Origin of the sequence: Pseudomonas bubulae (assembly GCF_037023725.1) — a bacterium.
Classification (GTDB): Bacteria; Pseudomonadota; Gammaproteobacteria; order Pseudomonadales; family Pseudomonadaceae; genus Aquipseudomonas; species Aquipseudomonas bubulae.
This window is the reverse complement of the sequence record NZ_CP146077.1, coordinates 3,497,721-3,512,952: the sequence shown is the minus strand read 5'-3', so window position 1 is coordinate 3,512,952 and position 15,232 is coordinate 3,497,721. Positions and strand designations below refer to the sequence as shown.

The window sequence follows — 15,232 nt, the reverse complement described above, 5'->3', positions numbered from 1 at the left end:
CGGATATGCGGGCCGGTGATGGTACCGCGGGTCAGCCTGCAGAGCGCCCTCGAGGGAATATCTTGCCGGGGTTCATCAGCTGTTTCGGGTCGAGCGCCGCCTTGATCGACTGCATGACGTCCACGGCGTTTTGCCCGTGTTCAACGGCCATGAAGTGCTGTTTGGTCAAGCCGATGCCGTGCTCGCCGGTGCAACTGCCCTGCAGGGCAATGGCCCGCTCGGCCAGGCGATGGGCCACGCCTTCGGCGCGTTCGATTTCGTCGGGGTTGTGCGGGTCGACCAGGATCACGGCATGGAAGTTACCATCGCCCACATGACCGAAAATCGGTGCGAGAAAGCCGTTTTGCGCAAGGTCCGCTGCCGTCGCTTCAATGCACTCGGCCAGTCGTGAAATCGGTACTACGGCATCGGTGGTCAGGGCGCGGCAACCGGGGCGCAGGGCGAGGGCGGCGAAGTAGCCGTCATGCCGGGCCTGCCACAGACGGCTGCGATCCTCCGGATGCACAGCCCACTCGAAGTCCATGCCCTGATGTTCATCGGCAACCATGCGCACGGTCTCGATCTGTTCTTTCACGCCGGCTTCAGAGCCATGCAGTTCAAAGAGCAGCGACGGCGCCTCGCGCAACTGCGTGCTGCTGTAGGCGTTGAGGGCGCGCATGGTCAAGGCATCGAGCAGTTCAATGCGGGCGACCGGCACACCGAGCTGGATGATCTGGATCACGGCGCGTACGGCCAGATCCACGCTGGGAAAGCGGCACACGGCAGCTGAAATGGCTTCAGGAATCGGGTGCAACTTGACGGTCAGTTCGGCGATGGTCGCCAGCGTCCCGCCCGAGCCGACCAGTAAATGGGTCAAGTCATAGCCGGCGGAAGACTTGCGCGCCCGCCCGCCGGTGTTGATCACCCGGCCGTCGGCCAACACTGCCGTCATGGCCAGCACGTTTTCGCGCATGGTGCCGTAGCGCACGGCGTTGGTCCCGGAAGCACGGGTCGCCGCCATGCCGCCCAGTGACGCATCGGCCCCGGGGTCGATAGGGAAAAACAGCCCGGTGCCGTGCAACGCTGCATTCAACTGTTTGCGGGTCACCCCCGGTTGTACAGTGGCGTCCATATCGTCAACGCGAATGGCAAGCACCTGGTTCATGCCCGAGACATCAATGCTGACGCCACCGTGGGAGGCTTGCAGCCAGCCTTCCAGCGAGGTGCCGCTGCCATAGGCGATCATCGGCGTATCGTGGCGATAACAGGCGCTGCTGATACTGACGATATCCTCAAGGCTGTTGGCATAGGCCACGGCATCCGGCGGCATGGGGTCTAGTGCGGAAATATCGCTGCCGTGGTGCTCGCGCACGCTGGCCGAGGTGGAGAAGCGGGTGCCGAGCAATTGGCCCAGCTCCTCGCGCAAGGATTCGGCCAGGGGCGGGTGTTCGCAGGCAGCAGGATGGGTCATCAGACAATCTCCGGTTGTTGTGCACCGCGTAAAACGGGCGGCATTATCAGGGAGTTATGACTTATCTTAGGCAGCCTTGGGTACACACTCGTAGTGCTGAATTCAGATGGATCCATCTGTTTTTGAGATGGCCTGTGACAGACGTAATGATCAAGAAGGAACTTGAGTTGAGTGACTGGGAAGCCTATTACCAGGCAAGTGAACAGCGCGGGCAATCGCCCTTGCTGAGTAGGGCCTTGAACCTGATCAGCGCGAATGAGGGTTCACGTCAGGCCGTGGACCTGGGTTGTGGGGCCGGAATGGAAACCCGGCAATTGCTGGCCGCAGGCTGGGACGTACTGGCCATTGACCGCGAAGCCGGCGCCATTGCGCGAACATCTGCATTGTCACAAGGTGTCAGCGGTGGGCGGCTGGCGACCCTGGCCTGCGATTTTGAACAGCTGACGCAGTTACCTGCATCCAGATTGATCCATGCCGGTCTCGCCTTGCCGTTCTGTCGGCCAGAATATTTTGAGACCCTTTGGCGGCTTGTTACTGCGGCGCTTGAACCGGGTGGTGTATTTGTCGGCCATCTGTTTGGCGAACGGCACGGCTGGGCGGCACTTGCCCATATGACCTTTCAGACCGAAGCGCAGGCGCGCTTGCTGTGCGGTAATCTTGAGCTGCATCTGTTGCGCGAATTCGAGCAACCGGGTGCCAGTTTGCAGGGGGACATCGCCTGGCACCGCTTCGATATCATTGCCAGCAAGCCGCAAGGCGACGATAAATACCGTACTGAACAAAGGAGCCTGTGATGAAGGGAAGTTGCGCCTGCGGTGCCGTTGGCTATGAAATTGATCGTATCGACCTGCCTGTAAGCCATTGTCATTGCCAGTCGTGCCGCAAAACCCATGCTGCTGCGTTTGTCACCACGGCCGGTGTTTTGCGTGAGCACTTCCATTGGACGAGGGGGCAGGAAAAGCTCAGCAACTACGAGTCTTCCCCCGGCAAGCTGCGGCGCTTTTGCTCGCTGTGCGGTTGTCACCTTGTGGCTGAACGTGACACAGCCGCGGCTGTGATTGTTCGTGTTGCGACCCTGGAAGAGGACCCGGGCGATCGCCCGCAATACCATATCTGGGCTGAGCATGATGTCCCATGGCTTGAACATGAAGACCTTGCGGTCTACCCGCAATGGCAGCCGGGGCGCTAGGGCTTCAGTGGCATTATTTAACTTTTATCAGGGAGATAACCGTTAGTGACCCGTGCATCTGTGCATACCCTGCGTCCGCTGCCCGAGCTTGATTACCATGACAGCAGATCGGTGCTGCTGCCTGTGCAGATCACGGCGCTGCAAGCCTGGAACCTGATGACGGCCGGGCAGGGGCCGCTGATGCGCCTGGCGTTTCGAACCCGAGACGGGATTTCTTCGTTATTGCTGCCGGTGGGGCCGGCGCACAAACTTATTGTCAACAGCTACCTCAAGCGCCTGAAGCGCAAGCTGCAAGGGATGGAGCCCTGAATTTATGAACATAGCCATAAGACTTGCCAATCAGGCAGATATCCCGACAATTTTTGTCATCCGTACCCGCGTCAGGGAGAACCCTCTTTCTCACCAACAGTTAACTGAAATGGGCATTACCCCCGACGCCATAGGTCAGGCGATGGAAGCCGCTCCCTGTATCTGGGTGGCCGAGGTCGAGGGTGTTACGGTGGGGTTTGCCATGGCCGATGCCGAGGATGGCTGTGTCTTTGCCGCATTTGTCCTGGCCGAATTCGAGGGGCTCGGGCTGGGTCGCAGACTGATGGCGAAGGCCGAGGCGTTTCTGTTTCAGCATCACCCCACGATTTGGCTGGAGACCGCTGAAAACAGCCGTGCCAGCGGTTTTTATCGGCACCTTGGCTGGCAGGCGGTGGCGAATTTGCCTGATGGTGATGTTCGTTTTGAAAAATCACGGACGTAGCAGGGAAGGGTATGCACATTCGATTGACGCAAGCCAGTGACTGGATGCTGTTGAAGCAGGTTCGCCTGGCAGCGCTTCTGGATACCCCGACGGCATTTGGCGTGAGCTATCAAACGGCGGCCAGTTACACCGACGAGCAGTGGCAAGAGCGCGCTGATTCAGGGGCGGGGACGCAATTCTGGCTGGCCATCGAGGACAGCAAGGCGGTGGGCATGATCGGTGCCGGGGTGAGCGAAAACCGGCGCTATAACTTGATCGGCATGTGGGTCGAGCCCGGCGTGCGCGGCGCCGATGTGGCCGCCCGGCTGGTTGGCGCAGTCAAGGCCCGGGCGCTGCAGGGTGGGCATGAGTACGTTTATCTCGAGGTAGCCCCGGACAACGCAAGAGCTGCCAGCTTCTACCTGAAGCAAGGGTTCAGGTTCAGGGATGAATGGGAACCCTTGGCAAGTCATCCCTCTATCAGGTTGCAGACGATGTGCTGGGTTGTGACTCCAGACAGCCCCTGAAATCGGCTACACACTCCTCTCGTCGAAATATCTGTCAGAAAAATTGACCAGAATGATCCTACGCAGTTTACTGTATGTTCATACAGTTATCGTAAGGCGTGCGTCATGAGCTTCACTTCCCTGGGTCCCATTGCTGAAGATGGCGTTCGCCTGCCACTTTGCTCTTTCAAAGTCCCCGCCGGGTTTCCGTCACCGGCGGCGGATCATATCGAGAAGGAAATTTCCCTCGATGAACTGCTCGGTATCCGTGCGCCCCATGTGTATCTGGTGCGCATCGACGGCGACAGCATGCAGGGTGTGGGGATTTTTTCAGGGGATCTGGCGGTGGTGGACCGTGCTATCGAGCCCGGGCATGGCCATGTGGTGGTGGCGCTGCTCAATAACGAGCCGATATGCAAACGCCTGTGCCTGCGTGGCAAGAGCATTGTGCTGCAATCCGAAAACCCGAAGTATCCGGACCGGTATGTACTCGAAGGTGATGAACTGACAGTCTGGGGCGTGATTACCTATACCGTGCGCAGCCATGGCCACTAAGCCTGCGCCGGTTTTTGCCCTGATCGATTGCAACAGTTTTTACGCCAGCTGTGAGCGTGTGTTCAGGCCCGACCTGGCCAAGGTGCCCATTGTGGTGCTGAGCAACAACGACGGCTGCGTGATCGCCCGCAGTTATGACGCCAAGCCTCACGTGAAAATGGGCGAGCCGTATTTCCAGATCAAGGATCGGCTCGAGCAACTGGGGATTGTGGCGTTCTCGTCCAACTATGCGTTGTATGGCGACATGAGCGAGCGTGTCATGAGCCTGATCGAGGCGATGTTACCGGCTGTCGAGGTCTACAGCATCGACGAGTCCTTTGCCGACCTGAGCGGTATCGTTGACGCCACCGCCATGGGCCGTCAGTTGCGCAGTCGCATCCTGCAATGCACGGGCATTCCGGTGGGGGTCGGTATCGCGCATACCAAGACCCTGGCCAAGCTGGCGAATCACACCGCCAAGCGCTTGCAGGCCCACACGGGGGGCGTGGTGAACCTGTGTGGCGACCATGAACGTGACTGGGTACTGCGCAATACCGCGGTGTCGGAGGTCTGGGGCGTTGGCCGACGCATGACCGCGCATCTTGAAGGTATGGGGATTCGCACAGCGATGGACCTGGCCAAAGCGGACCCGTGGTCGCTGCGCAAAAAATTCAGCGTGGTGATCGAAAAAACGGCCCGTGAATTGAACGGTACATCCTGCCTGGCCCTGGACGAGCCCGACCCGCCCAAGCAGGAGATCTGCTGCAGCCGCATGTTTGGCAAGCGCCTGACCGAGCTGGCACCGATCAAGGAGGCCGTAGCCACCTATATGATGCGTGCCTCGGAAAAACTCAGGGCACAAAAGTCATACTGCCAAAAAGTCCGGGTCAGCATTCGTACCGGCATGTTCAACCCGGACGAGGCGAAGTACGCCAAGGGCGTGGTGGTGACCTTGCCCTATCCTACCGATGATGTGCGGTTACTCACCAGAGCAGCGGTGGATGCTCTGGAGCATGTGTTTCAGCCCGGCTTCAGATACAGCAAGGCCGAAGTGTTGTTGCTCGACCTGCGCCAGCCGGGGGAGTTTTCCGACGATCTGTTTGCCGTCAATCAACCGGCAGAAGCTTCACGGGTGATGGCGGTACTGGATGCCATCAATGGCCGCTGGGGCAGGGGCACGTTACGGGCCGCCAGCGTGCCGGGCAAACCCGACTGGGGGATGCGCCGGGAGATGATGAGCCAGAGTTATACGACGCGGGTGGATCAGCTTTGGCAGGTTTCGTGCCGATAAATACGGCCGTTGATTGTGCAGAACTGTGGGCAATGAACTGTACGCGCAAAGTGGAGATCCGGTGTGTGAAGTTCAAACATATGGCCTGCTCAGAACACTGGGCTGTCGTGTGCTGCTGGTTTGCTTGTTGAAGACTCAAGAAAAATCAAGGTAGGAAAACCCTGAATTAATAGTGGGGTTATTCTTGCGCTTGCTCCTGGTAGTTGAATGTTAGTACTGATGCTGTACTAATGGTGTTGCCCTGTTATACCCATTGCCGAACAGGCACTGGTTTTAATTGCAAGAGTGGCGGGCTATCAAGACTATCAAGAAAAGTCAAAAAAGCAGATGCCGGTACGTGCCTGCTATCAGGCAAGGTCAGGATTAAAGATGATAAACACAGTTGCATTGTATTGGTTGCTCACTTATGCGATTTAAATGGATTGTTTTTGTTGTCGGGCTGGTCGCATTATCTTCTTTTGCATTTTATGGGTTGTTTGATCGGTCTGATGAAGTGAGCCATATCGTTGCGCCAGTAACGAAAATCGACATGGAAAGTCTGGTTTTGGCAACAGGCCCGATAGTCGCAACGGGCTTGGTCGATGTCGGCGCGCAGGTTAATGGTCAAGTTAAAACAATCCATGTGCGACTGGGTGACAAGGTCAAAAAAGGCCAGGTATTAGTGGAGATTGATCCGGAGCTTCAGGAAAATGCCTTGAGCAAGGCGAAAGCCAGCCGCGATCTTGTACTGGCACAGCAAAAGGCCAAGGAAAAAGCGCGCCAGCGCGCAGAGAGGGTATTTACCCGCCAGCAAGCGCTGTACCAGGCAGATGCCAGCGCAAAAAGAGACCTTGAGCAAGCCGAAGTGGAGCTGGAAAATGCCCGGGCTGAAGTCTTCGTTCTAAAAAGCCAGATTCATTTGGCTCAAATCGAGATGGATAGCGCAGTGGCTAATCTCGGGTATACGAAAATCAAGGCGCCTGCCGATGGCGAAATCATCGCTATTGTGACTAAAGAGGGCCAGACAATTGTGTCCGCCCAGACATCACCGACCATTCTGATTATGGGCAATATGGACAGGATGACAGTCAAGGCCAGAATATCCGAGTCGGATATTGTACGAGTGCAGGAGGGGCAAAAGGTTGTTTTTACCGTGACCGGTGCACCGGAGCTGTCTTTCGAATCGAACATTCTTGCCGTTGAACTTCTGCCGGAGTCCGTCGTTACTGACAGCAAAGAACTCTCAAAGCCCAATGCAACGTCCAATGTTCCTGTTTACTACAATGCTACGTTTGAAGTTGATAACCCTGATCGTCTGCTCAAGCCTTTGATGACAGCCAACGTTAAAATCACTCAGGAAAGCGTTGGTCAGGTGATGGCAATTCCTTTGGCCGCTCTCGGAAAAAAGCAGTCTGCGGGCAATCTTTATGAAGTGCGTATATTGACGGAGCAGAAAGAAGTGATTGCAAGATCCATTGCGATCGGTCTGCGAAACAATACGCATGTGCAAGTTAAGTCGGGGCTTGAGCTAGGCGACAATGTCATTATCGAATAGGCGTTGATTGACGTTGTGCTGTGGGAGTCATTGTTAATATTTATTTGTCGGGTAGTGTATGGAATGTCTCAGGAAAATAAAGTTTCGAACTCGGCCCACGAAGGATGCCGTAAAGCCTGGCAACCTGCCAGAGGAAAACCTGAGCTTATCCGCGCCATTAATCCAATTGATAAATGTCAGCAGGAGCTATTTCAATGGTCATTCATCTACAGAGGCTTTACGAGACGTCAACCTGAATATCCGTGCAGGTGAGATGGTTGCAATTGTCGGGACATCGGGCTCGGGAAAATCGACCCTTCTCAATATTCTGGGGTGCCTTGTCCCGCCTTCGCAAGGGCAATACATCCTGCACGGGCGGAGTGTGACCCGTCTGACGAATAATGAGTTGGCAGATTTGCGCAGGGGCACTTTCGGATTCGTATTCCAGCGCTACCATTTGCTGGGCCACCTGAATGCTGAAGAAAACGTTTTGTCTCCAGGCCTTTATGTCGAAGGGGAGAAGAAAACACTGCGTGCACGCGCGCAAATGCTGTTGAGCAGTCTTGGGTTGAGTGACCGCTTGCACTTCTTTCCGGGACAGTTGTCAGGTGGGCAGCAACAGCGTGTCAGCATTGCGCGTGCACTGATGAATGGCGGCGACATCATATTGGCCGATGAGCCGACCGGTGCGCTGGATACCAAGAGCGGTGAGGAGGTGATGGCCGCCTTATGTGAACTGAATGCAAAAGGGCATACCGTCATTATTGTTACGCACAATAATGACATTGCTTCATATGCGCAGCGGCTGATTCATATTCAGGATGGCTGCATCTCTTCGGATACAGGCAATCACCCTGCCTCGTCAACGGCAGGGCCGCGAGGGGGCCCGGGGTTGAAACCTGCACAGGGCTCCTCGATAAACATGCTGTCAGGCTGGGTGGAGGCAATTAAAATTGCTTTTTCGTGGCTGGTCAGAAAGCCCTTGCATGCGGGATTGACGGTACTGGGAATCGTCATCGGCATTGCTGCGGTTTCATCGGTTATTGCCCTGGGTGAGGGGGCGCGCGACCGCATAGTTCAAGAGATCAGCGCCCTGGGTGCTGACACCATCGATATTTACTCCGGGAAGGACTGGGGTGATATCTACAAGGGTTCAAACAAAGCGCTGAGTGAATCTGATGTGGACTATCTGCGATCACTTCCCTACGTTGACAGCATCTCCCCGGTCACTTCTGCGACAGCCACCATTACATCAAAAAACGCCAACCTTTCAGCTCAGGTATTGGGTGTCGGTGAAGCGTTTGCCAGGGTGAGAGGCGAGGTATTTGCGCAAGGTACTTTTTTTTCCAGTGATGATGTTAAACGGCAGGCGCAAGTTGCAGTCATTGATGAAAATATGCGCAAAAGACTTTTCCCGAGCTGGGAGGACCCGATTGGAAAAGTCATATTGGTAGGCCCGATGCCGGCAATCGTCATAGCGGTTATCAAAAATACACCGTCTTCATTTGGTGAGGCACCTGTTCTGCAGATGTATATGCCTTATACCACGTTGATGTCACGTATTTCGGGCCAGTCATTTCTTGAGAGCATTGTAGTGCGCGTGGCTGACGGGATTTCAAACGAACTGGCCGAAAGTAATATCAATCGTCTTTTGGAACTCAAACGCGGCAGCAAAGACTTTTTCACAAGTTCTGCAGACTCAATACTCCGGTCGGTGACCAGTGCTACCAGAGTCTTGAACGTGCTGAGCATATCGGTCGCATCGATTTCTCTCCTGGTTGGAGGAATTGGCTTGATGAATATGATGCTTTACTCAGTAGCAGAGCGAACCTATGAAGTAGGCGTTCGTATGGCGTTCGGTGCCCGTCGACGAAATATCATGCAGCAGTTTCTCAGCGAATCCTGTTTGCTGTGCATATTTGGCGGTGGTTTTGGGTTTTTGCTGGCCCTGCTTGCCGGGGAAATTTTAGGCGGATTACAAACTGATTTTCCGCTTAAATTTTCTTATTGGTCGTTCATGGTAGCGTTTGCAAGTTCTACCGTTATTGGTCTTGTATTTGGTTATATACCTGCTCGAAATGCCGCCAGGCTGGATCCTGTCGAGGCTTTGTCCCGGGCGTAAGTCAATGGGTTTGCCATCGTAATCATTCAACATGAAGTCGATGCCTTGCTGGACGCAGTCAACACTGCGCTCCAATGTTCTTGAGAATATCATTGTGATTACTAGATATTACCCTGCTGTGTTTTGTAGCGTGATGCTGTTGGCAGGTTGTAGCACTCATCTGCCCGATGTGAACGCTGTCAAATCACAACTGGCGCTGCCTGCAAAATGGCGTAATGCATTACCTGAGGGTAAAGATATAAAGCAGACACAGCATTGGTGGCGCTCATTTCAGGACCCTGACCTGGACGCTCTGGTGGAACGTGTACTGCGCAATAATAATAACCTGGCAGCGGCTGCATACAGGGTCAAAAAGGCAGAGGCACAAGCGGGTATTGTCAGGACGAATTTAACACCAGGTGTATCAAGTGGATTCAAACTGAGCAGTAGCAAGGAACTGAACAGAGGAAGTTCGGAACAAAAGGCTTTTACCAGCACATTCTCCTTGAGCTACGAGCTGGATTTATGGGGGCGTCTTGCAAAGGCTCGCGATATCTCGGCCTGGGAAGCCATGGCGACCCGGGAGGATCGTGAGCACATCGCGATGCAACTGATCGGTACAACAATGGAGCTGTACTGGCGATTAGCGTTTTTGAATGAAAGCATTGAAATTAACGACACCAGCATTGCCAGCGCCCGTTCAATCCTTGAGCTGGCACGCCTGGGTGAATCCGTTGGGCAGGAGGGGCGTCTTCAGTCGATTCAGGCAGAGCAACAGTTAAGTGTACTGCTGGCCGATAAAACAGGGCGGCTTCAACAGCGTGAAGAAAGCCGCAATGCCTTGTTGGTTTTATTGGCGTCGCCTATGGGATGGGATGACACGATCAAGATTCGTCCAGTTCCGACTCAACCGTCTACAGCGCTACGGTCGGAGATACCTGCCCACATTCTGAGCCAGCGACCCGACATGAGGGCTGCTGAACTCAGGTTGCGCGCTCATTTCAGCAATATTGAGATCCAGCAAAGAAACCTCTATCCGGCAGTGAATCTTACGGCAGGTATCACTGGAGGAGGGACACGCGAACTGTCAAATATTCTGCGAAATCCGGTGGGTTTTTTTACGGCAGATTTACGGCTTCCGTTTTTTGAGTTCAATAAAGGCAAGTTGCAAGTTGAAATCGCCGAAGCAACGTACCAGGAGAGTATCGAGTTATACAAAAAGCAGTTGCTTGATGCACTGCAGGATGTTGAGAACTCACTGTCGGCCTATAAACAGCTCACCGATGAGGGGCTCTACCTGGCCCGTGCCCATGAATCTTCATCCCGGGCAGAGCGCATTGCTGAAATACGCTATCGCCTTGGGCAGTCGAATATAAAAGAATGGCTGGATCAACAGGATGCGAAGCGCAGTATCGAACTGCGACTGGGTAAGAGTCGCACTGATCGGTTGATTGCCATGGTCAAGTTTCATCAGTCTATCGGTGGCGGTTGCGGTGATGGATGCGCTGATGCCTTGCGATGAAAGGTACCTGGTCAGGTGCTTCAGGTTTATTTGCCGGCTGTGTGCGTTAAGTGCTCGCAGGCCTGGTTGATGTGTGAGTTTCAACTCAAGCCATGCGTTTAATGGAATGTAATGTTTTCCGGGGCCGGCCAATCCTGCTGCACGTCAACGCACAACCATGCAAAACCTCCTGATCGCCTCGCAGGCCCGGCGCAACAAGGCGTCATCCAGGGCATAGGCAATACGGATATAGGGCCCCAGGCCAAAGGCGCTGCCATGCACCACGGCTACACCGGCTTCGTCGAGCAGGGCCAGGGCCACGTCTTCATCGGTGGACAGCACCCTGCCTGCGGGCGAGGTGCGGCCGATCAGTCCGGCGCAGCAGGCGAACGCGTAGAAGGCGCCTGCCGGGCTGGTGCATTCAAGGCCCGGTATGCTATTGAGCTGGTCGACCATCAGATCGCGGCGCTTCTGGAACGCGATACGGCTGCTGTGGATAAAGTCCTTGGGGCCTTCCAGAGCGGCGAGAGCGGCCTGCTGCGAGATTGAGCCGGCTCCCGAAGTCTGCTGGCCTTGCAATGTTTCCATGGCTTGCAACAGCCAGCGCGGGCCTGTGGCAAAACCGATACGCCAGCCGGTCATGGCGTAGGCCTTGGACACGCCGTTCATGGTCAGGGTGCGCGCTGCCAGGCGTGGTTCAACCTGGGCCAGGGTATGGAACAGCTGATCATCGAAGATCAGGTGTTCGTAGATATCATCCGCCAGGATCAATACATGAGGATGGGCCAGCAGCACATCGGCCAGTGCCGCCAGCTCGTCGCGGCTGTACACCGCCCCCGTCGGGTTGGAGGGCGAGTTGAGGATCAGCCAGCGCGTTTGCGGGGTGATTGCCGCTGCCAGTGCCGCTGCGGTCAGCTTGAAACCGGACGCTGCGTGGCAGGTCACGAAGCAGCTTTGTGCGCCGCATAACTGAACCATCTCGGGATAACTGACCCAGTAAGGCGCCGGGATGATGACCTGATCTCCCTCATTGAGGGTCGCGGCCAGGGCATTGTAGATCACCTGTTTGCCACCGTTGCAGACCAGGGTGTCCTGCCAGCCGACATCCAGGCCGTTTTCACCACGGAATTTGGCCGCTACCGCTTCTCGCAGTGAACGTGCGCCAGCGACCTGGGTGTAGCGGGTGTGGCCCTGGCCTATGGCGCGGATTGCAGCGTCGCGCACAGGCTCGGGCGTATCGAAGTCCGGTTCGCCAGCGCACAGTGAAATGATCGTGGCGCCTTGGGCGCGGCGCTCTGCAACACGGTCGATGATCCGATAGGTGGCCGAGGGCAGGGCGCTTGCCAGGTGCCGGTTGAGCCGCTGGATATCGCTGCTCATGGGCGGTGTCTCCAGTGAGTCAGGTTCATCAGTTCGAGCGTGGAGCGGCCTTCAGTCAGAGCCTGCATCATATGAGCTTCCTTGTCGGCACGGGATTCGCCTTCGGCGAAGGTACGTGCGGCATGTGCCTTGGGGATGATGATCACACCATCATCGTCAGCCACCAGCAGATCCCCCGGCGCCACCTCTGCGCCGTTGAAATTGAAAGCCTGACCTACCGAGGTGGCGCTGGCCTTGACGGTGCCTCTGACCGAGATGCCGCGGGCAAATACCGGAAACCGGCGCGCCTTCAAGGCCGCGATATCACGTACCCCGCCGTCGATGACCAGGCCGACCACACCGGCTGCCTGTGCCGCTACGGTAAGGACTTCGCCCCAGTAACCGGCAATAAAATTACCGGTACCCACTACCAGCACACTGCCGCGGGGCACCTGTTCCAGTGCCAGGTGCAGGGCCAGGTTATCGCCAGGAGCGCATTGCAGCGGGTACGCCGGCGCGGCGATAAAGGCGCCATCCCAGATCGGGCGGATGCCGCTGTCCACGGCACAGGCCAGGTGTGATGCCTCATACAGGGTCGAACTGCCGAGGATTCTGGCTCGTTCGTGGTAGTTCAGGGGCAGGGCGAGTGTGCTCATCAGGCTTTCCTCTGCAGGCTGTGGTAGCCCAGTGCAGCGCGGGCGCTTGCAAGGGTCTGGCCTTGACTGATCAAGGTACGGATTTGCGCTTCGACGGTTTCAATCTGCCGCGCACAGGCGGCCACTTGTGCGGCATGGGCGCGGGGTACGATCACTACGCCATTGGCGTCGGCCACCACGATGTCACGGGCACAGACGCGGGCGGTGCCAATGGAAACGGGCTGGTTGATCGACTGCACCTGGACACGGTCCTTGCCGGTGCGCATAAAGCGGCCCTTGCTGAAGATCGGATAACCGTCTCCCAGCGCCTTGTTCACGTCACGGCAAACACCGTCGATAACCGTGGCAGCGATGTTTCGGCTGCCGGCGTACTGGGTCATGATGTCGCCCCATACGGTGCAGTCGGTGCGCCCGGCATTGTCGATCACCACTACGTCACCGGGCAGAACTTGCTCGATAAAGTCGCCCACGGTCCCGGCAGGCACGCTGGCCGGGACGTACTGCACCGTGAATGCCGGCCCGACAATAACCGTGCTGTAGTTGCCCAGCGGCATCACGCCCAGGCATTGGCCGGGCAGGCCGAGCTTGTCCAGGGCATCGGAAACCCCCGGGGTGTCCAGGCCCTCAAACAGGGCGACCAGTGCTTGATCTTCAGGGTTCATCAGGCGTGCTCCGTGCGGATGGCTTCAAACTGGCTGTCATGCATGACTTCGGCTACGGAGCGACCGCTGCGCACAGCGTCGAGCATGACTTGCTGACGCCGGGCGATACGTTCGCCAAGATCGACGACCTGAGCGATATGGGCCTGGGGCACAAACACCGTGCCGCAGTTGTCGGCGATCACATAGTCGTCTTCGCTGACATTGACCCCGGCGACTTCGATTGTCACGGCGGCCGCTATCTGCATCACGCGATTGCGCGCACTGATCATGGTGACGCCACGGCCGTAAACCGGATAACCGATTGCCGCACTGCCATCAATATCGCGGCTGCAACCGTCAATGATGGTGCCTCGCACCTGTTTGGCGAGCGCCGCATTGGCAAGGATATCGCCCCAGCAAGAGATGCCCTCGATACCGCCGGCGATCACCAGCACCCGATCATCCGTGTTGATGTGTTCGACCACCGGGGTGATCAGGTGGGCGCTGGGCACCGTGTCGGTCTTTGCGGCCAACAGTACGGTACTGGCACGGCCAACGATCGGCGGGCAGTTCCACAGCGGCCGCAGCCCCACAGTGGCCCCTGCCAGACCAAGAAAATCCAGCGCATCGGACACGGTATTACTGTCCAGTGCCGCCAGACGCTGGAGTACAGTCCTGTCGGTCGTGCTTTTGAGCGTCATCGCGCAGCCTCAGTGGTGGTGTAGGTGCTCAGTGTCGGCGAGGCTGTTTGATAGGTATATTCCTGTTCACGTAAGCTTTGGATACGTTAAACCTATGGAAAAACCATGATCAATTTCCGTCTGATCCGTCACCTCTGGCTCTTTCTGGCCGTCGCCGAAGAGCAGAACTTCGGCCGCGCCGCCAAGCGCCTAGGCATGTCCCAGCCGCCGCTGAGCGAGCAGATCCAGGTGCTGGAGCAAGCGCTCAAGGTCAAACTGTTCGAGCGCTCGCGGCGCGGTGCCAAGCTGACGCCGGTGGGGACGGCAATTCTGCCGGCCGTACGCAAGTTCGCCGAGCAGTTGGAGCGTCTGGAGCTGGCCGTGGATGAAGCGCTGGCGGGGCAGTCGGGGATGCTGACCATTGGCGCAATTTCCACGGCCATGTTTGATGTACTGCCGGGCCTGATCGAGCGGTTGAAGGAGGATTACCCGCACTTGACCGTCTCGGTGCGGGAAATTGACAGCGTCGAAGCGGTGCCGGCGCTGGAGGCGGGGGATATTGATCTGGCGTTTGCCCGTCTGGACGGTGATCTGGGGGACTCAATCCAGTCACTGCCGCTGCTGGAGGACCGCCTGATGCTGGCCCTGCCCAGTGATCACCCGCTGGCAGCGCGCACGCGCATCAGCCTGGCCAGCCTGTCCAATGAGCCTCTGGTGATGTTTTCGCGCAAGGTCAGCCCGGTGTATTTCGACAATCTGATTGCCACCTGCCGGGCAAGCGGTTTTTCCCCGCGGGTGTTGCACGAAGTGCGTTCCGTGGCCTCGCAAATCGCCTTTGTCAGCTATGGCCAGGGCATTGCGCTGGTGCCTGCGTCCTTGAAAAAGCTGGCTCCCGCCAATGTGGTATTCCGTGCACTGAGCGAAAAGCTCAACGTGGTGACCACTGCCGTGGCATGGAATGCCAATCGGTCGAACCCGCTGATAGAGGCGATCATTGCTCGTTTAAGCGCCAAGGCATGATGTTTTTGATAGGTTTGGCCTATGTAAACCTTCTGGTCTTAGGCATTTACACCAGGGCCGA

The 15,232-nt window shown here is 56.8% G+C and carries 16 protein-coding genes; 11 read left to right on the top strand and 5 right to left on the bottom strand.

What is annotated here, in order from left to right:
* Nucleotides 1–31 precede the first annotated feature (31 nt).
* Nucleotides 32–1,450, bottom strand: coding sequence for an FAD-binding oxidoreductase (locus V6L81_RS15990; RefSeq protein WP_095018507.1), 1,419 nt, complete (start codon nt 1,448–1,450; stop codon nt 32–34).
* A 146-nt stretch (nt 1,451–1,596) separates the two neighbouring features.
* Between V6L81_RS15990 and V6L81_RS15985 the strand changes: the two genes are divergently transcribed.
* The 10 genes from V6L81_RS15985 (at nt 1,597) to V6L81_RS15940 (ending at nt 10,836) form a co-directional block, all read left to right on the top strand.
* Nucleotides 1,597–2,244, top strand: coding sequence for a class I SAM-dependent methyltransferase (locus V6L81_RS15985; RefSeq protein WP_095023346.1), 648 nt, complete (start codon nt 1,597–1,599; stop codon nt 2,242–2,244).
* A complete protein-coding gene (locus tag V6L81_RS15980) occupies nt 2,244–2,639 on the top strand; it encodes a GFA family protein (RefSeq protein ID WP_095024628.1) in 396 nt (131 codons plus the stop codon). The genes V6L81_RS15985 and V6L81_RS15980 overlap by 1 nt, the downstream gene beginning before the upstream one ends.
* Before the next feature lie 45 nt (nt 2,640–2,684).
* Nucleotides 2,685–2,948 (top strand): hypothetical protein, encoded by a 264-nt coding sequence (locus V6L81_RS15975; RefSeq protein ID WP_240881043.1) that lies wholly within the window; start codon nt 2,685–2,687, stop codon nt 2,946–2,948.
* A gap of 4 nt (nt 2,949–2,952) precedes the next feature.
* Nucleotides 2,953–3,390 (top strand): GNAT family N-acetyltransferase, encoded by a 438-nt coding sequence (locus V6L81_RS15970; protein ID WP_133145164.1) that lies wholly within the window; start codon nt 2,953–2,955, stop codon nt 3,388–3,390.
* Between the two features lie 11 nt (nt 3,391–3,401).
* A complete protein-coding gene (locus tag V6L81_RS15965; protein WP_338660141.1) occupies nt 3,402–3,896 on the top strand; it encodes a GNAT family N-acetyltransferase in 495 nt (164 codons plus the stop codon).
* A gap of 105 nt (nt 3,897–4,001) precedes the next feature.
* On the top strand, nt 4,002–4,430 hold the full coding sequence (locus V6L81_RS15960; protein WP_095018510.1) for a LexA family transcriptional regulator: 429 nt from the start codon (nt 4,002–4,004) through the stop codon (nt 4,428–4,430).
* The gene (umuC, locus tag V6L81_RS15955) at nt 4,420–5,700 is read left to right on the top strand and encodes a translesion error-prone DNA polymerase V subunit UmuC (protein ID WP_095018511.1); all 1,281 of its coding nucleotides are present in this window, start codon (nt 4,420–4,422) and stop codon (nt 5,698–5,700) included. Before V6L81_RS15960 ends, umuC begins: the two co-directional genes overlap by 11 nt.
* 406 nt (nt 5,701–6,106) lie before the next feature.
* Entirely contained in the window at nt 6,107–7,234 is a 1,128-nt protein-coding gene (locus V6L81_RS15950; protein WP_095026208.1) for an efflux RND transporter periplasmic adaptor subunit, read from the top strand.
* Between the two features lie 58 nt (nt 7,235–7,292).
* Nucleotides 7,293–9,335 (top strand): MacB family efflux pump subunit, encoded by a 2,043-nt coding sequence (locus V6L81_RS15945; protein ID WP_338660140.1) that lies wholly within the window; start codon nt 7,293–7,295, stop codon nt 9,333–9,335.
* Nucleotides 9,336–9,366: 31 nt separating this feature from the next.
* Nucleotides 9,367–10,836, top strand: a complete 1,470-nt coding sequence (locus V6L81_RS15940; RefSeq protein WP_338660139.1) for a TolC family protein — start codon at nt 9,367–9,369, stop codon at nt 10,834–10,836.
* Nucleotides 10,837–10,980: 144 nt separating this feature from the next.
* On the opposite strand, the gene V6L81_RS15935 is transcribed toward V6L81_RS15940, so the two are convergent.
* From V6L81_RS15935 to V6L81_RS15920, 4 genes are read right to left on the bottom strand one after another with little or no spacing between them, the layout of a single operon-like run.
* Nucleotides 10,981–12,195 carry a pyridoxal phosphate-dependent aminotransferase gene (locus tag V6L81_RS15935; RefSeq protein ID WP_338660138.1) on the bottom strand — a complete coding sequence of 405 codons (1,215 nt, stop codon included), beginning with the start codon at nt 12,193–12,195 and terminating at the stop codon, nt 10,981–10,983.
* Nucleotides 12,192–12,830 carry an RraA family protein gene (locus tag V6L81_RS15930; RefSeq protein WP_095000122.1) on the bottom strand — a complete coding sequence of 213 codons (639 nt, stop codon included), beginning with the start codon at nt 12,828–12,830 and terminating at the stop codon, nt 12,192–12,194. The genes V6L81_RS15935 and V6L81_RS15930 overlap by 4 nt, the downstream gene beginning before the upstream one ends.
* The gene (locus tag V6L81_RS15925; RefSeq protein ID WP_095000123.1) at nt 12,830–13,492 is read right to left on the bottom strand and encodes an RraA family protein; all 663 of its coding nucleotides are present in this window, start codon (nt 13,490–13,492) and stop codon (nt 12,830–12,832) included. The genes V6L81_RS15930 and V6L81_RS15925 overlap by 1 nt, the downstream gene beginning before the upstream one ends.
* Nucleotides 13,492–14,172, bottom strand: coding sequence for an RraA family protein (locus V6L81_RS15920; RefSeq protein WP_095018515.1), 681 nt, complete (start codon nt 14,170–14,172; stop codon nt 13,492–13,494). Before V6L81_RS15920 ends, V6L81_RS15925 begins: the two co-directional genes overlap by 1 nt.
* Nucleotides 14,173–14,277: 105 nt before the next feature.
* Here V6L81_RS15920 and V6L81_RS15915 point away from each other — a divergent pair, with 105 nt between their 5' ends.
* Nucleotides 14,278–15,171, top strand: coding sequence for a LysR family transcriptional regulator (locus V6L81_RS15915; RefSeq protein ID WP_095000125.1), 894 nt, complete (start codon nt 14,278–14,280; stop codon nt 15,169–15,171).
* Nucleotides 15,172–15,232: the final 61 nt, after the last annotated feature.

Excerpts from the sequence above, each read along its gene's own strand:
- V6L81_RS15990 (WP_095018507.1), bottom strand. The coding sequence starts at position 1,450 with ATGACCCATCCTGCTGCCTGCGAACACCCGCCCCTGGCCGAATCCTTG.
- V6L81_RS15985 (WP_095023346.1), top strand. The coding sequence starts at position 1,597 with ATGATCAAGAAGGAACTTGAGTTGAGTGACTGGGAAGCCTATTACCAG.
- V6L81_RS15980 (WP_095024628.1), top strand. The coding sequence starts at position 2,244 with ATGAAGGGAAGTTGCGCCTGCGGTGCCGTTGGCTATGAAATTGATCGT.
- V6L81_RS15970 (WP_133145164.1), top strand. The coding sequence starts at position 2,953 with ATGAACATAGCCATAAGACTTGCCAATCAGGCAGATATCCCGACAATT.
- V6L81_RS15965 (WP_338660141.1), top strand. The coding sequence starts at position 3,402 with ATGCACATTCGATTGACGCAAGCCAGTGACTGGATGCTGTTGAAGCAG.
- V6L81_RS15960 (WP_095018510.1), top strand. The coding sequence starts at position 4,002 with ATGAGCTTCACTTCCCTGGGTCCCATTGCTGAAGATGGCGTTCGCCTG.
- umuC (WP_095018511.1), top strand. The coding sequence starts at position 4,420 with ATGGCCACTAAGCCTGCGCCGGTTTTTGCCCTGATCGATTGCAACAGT.
- V6L81_RS15950 (WP_095026208.1), top strand. The coding sequence starts at position 6,107 with ATGCGATTTAAATGGATTGTTTTTGTTGTCGGGCTGGTCGCATTATCT.
- V6L81_RS15945 (WP_338660140.1), top strand. The coding sequence starts at position 7,293 with ATGGAATGTCTCAGGAAAATAAAGTTTCGAACTCGGCCCACGAAGGAT.
- V6L81_RS15940 (WP_338660139.1), top strand. The coding sequence starts at position 9,367 with ATGAAGTCGATGCCTTGCTGGACGCAGTCAACACTGCGCTCCAATGTT.
- V6L81_RS15935 (WP_338660138.1), bottom strand. The coding sequence starts at position 12,195 with ATGAGCAGCGATATCCAGCGGCTCAACCGGCACCTGGCAAGCGCCCTG.
- V6L81_RS15930 (WP_095000122.1), bottom strand. The coding sequence starts at position 12,830 with ATGAGCACACTCGCCCTGCCCCTGAACTACCACGAACGAGCCAGAATC.
- V6L81_RS15925 (WP_095000123.1), bottom strand. The coding sequence starts at position 13,492 with ATGAACCCTGAAGATCAAGCACTGGTCGCCCTGTTTGAGGGCCTGGAC.
- V6L81_RS15920 (WP_095018515.1), bottom strand. The coding sequence starts at position 14,172 with ATGACGCTCAAAAGCACGACCGACAGGACTGTACTCCAGCGTCTGGCG.
- V6L81_RS15915 (WP_095000125.1), top strand. The coding sequence starts at position 14,278 with ATGATCAATTTCCGTCTGATCCGTCACCTCTGGCTCTTTCTGGCCGTC.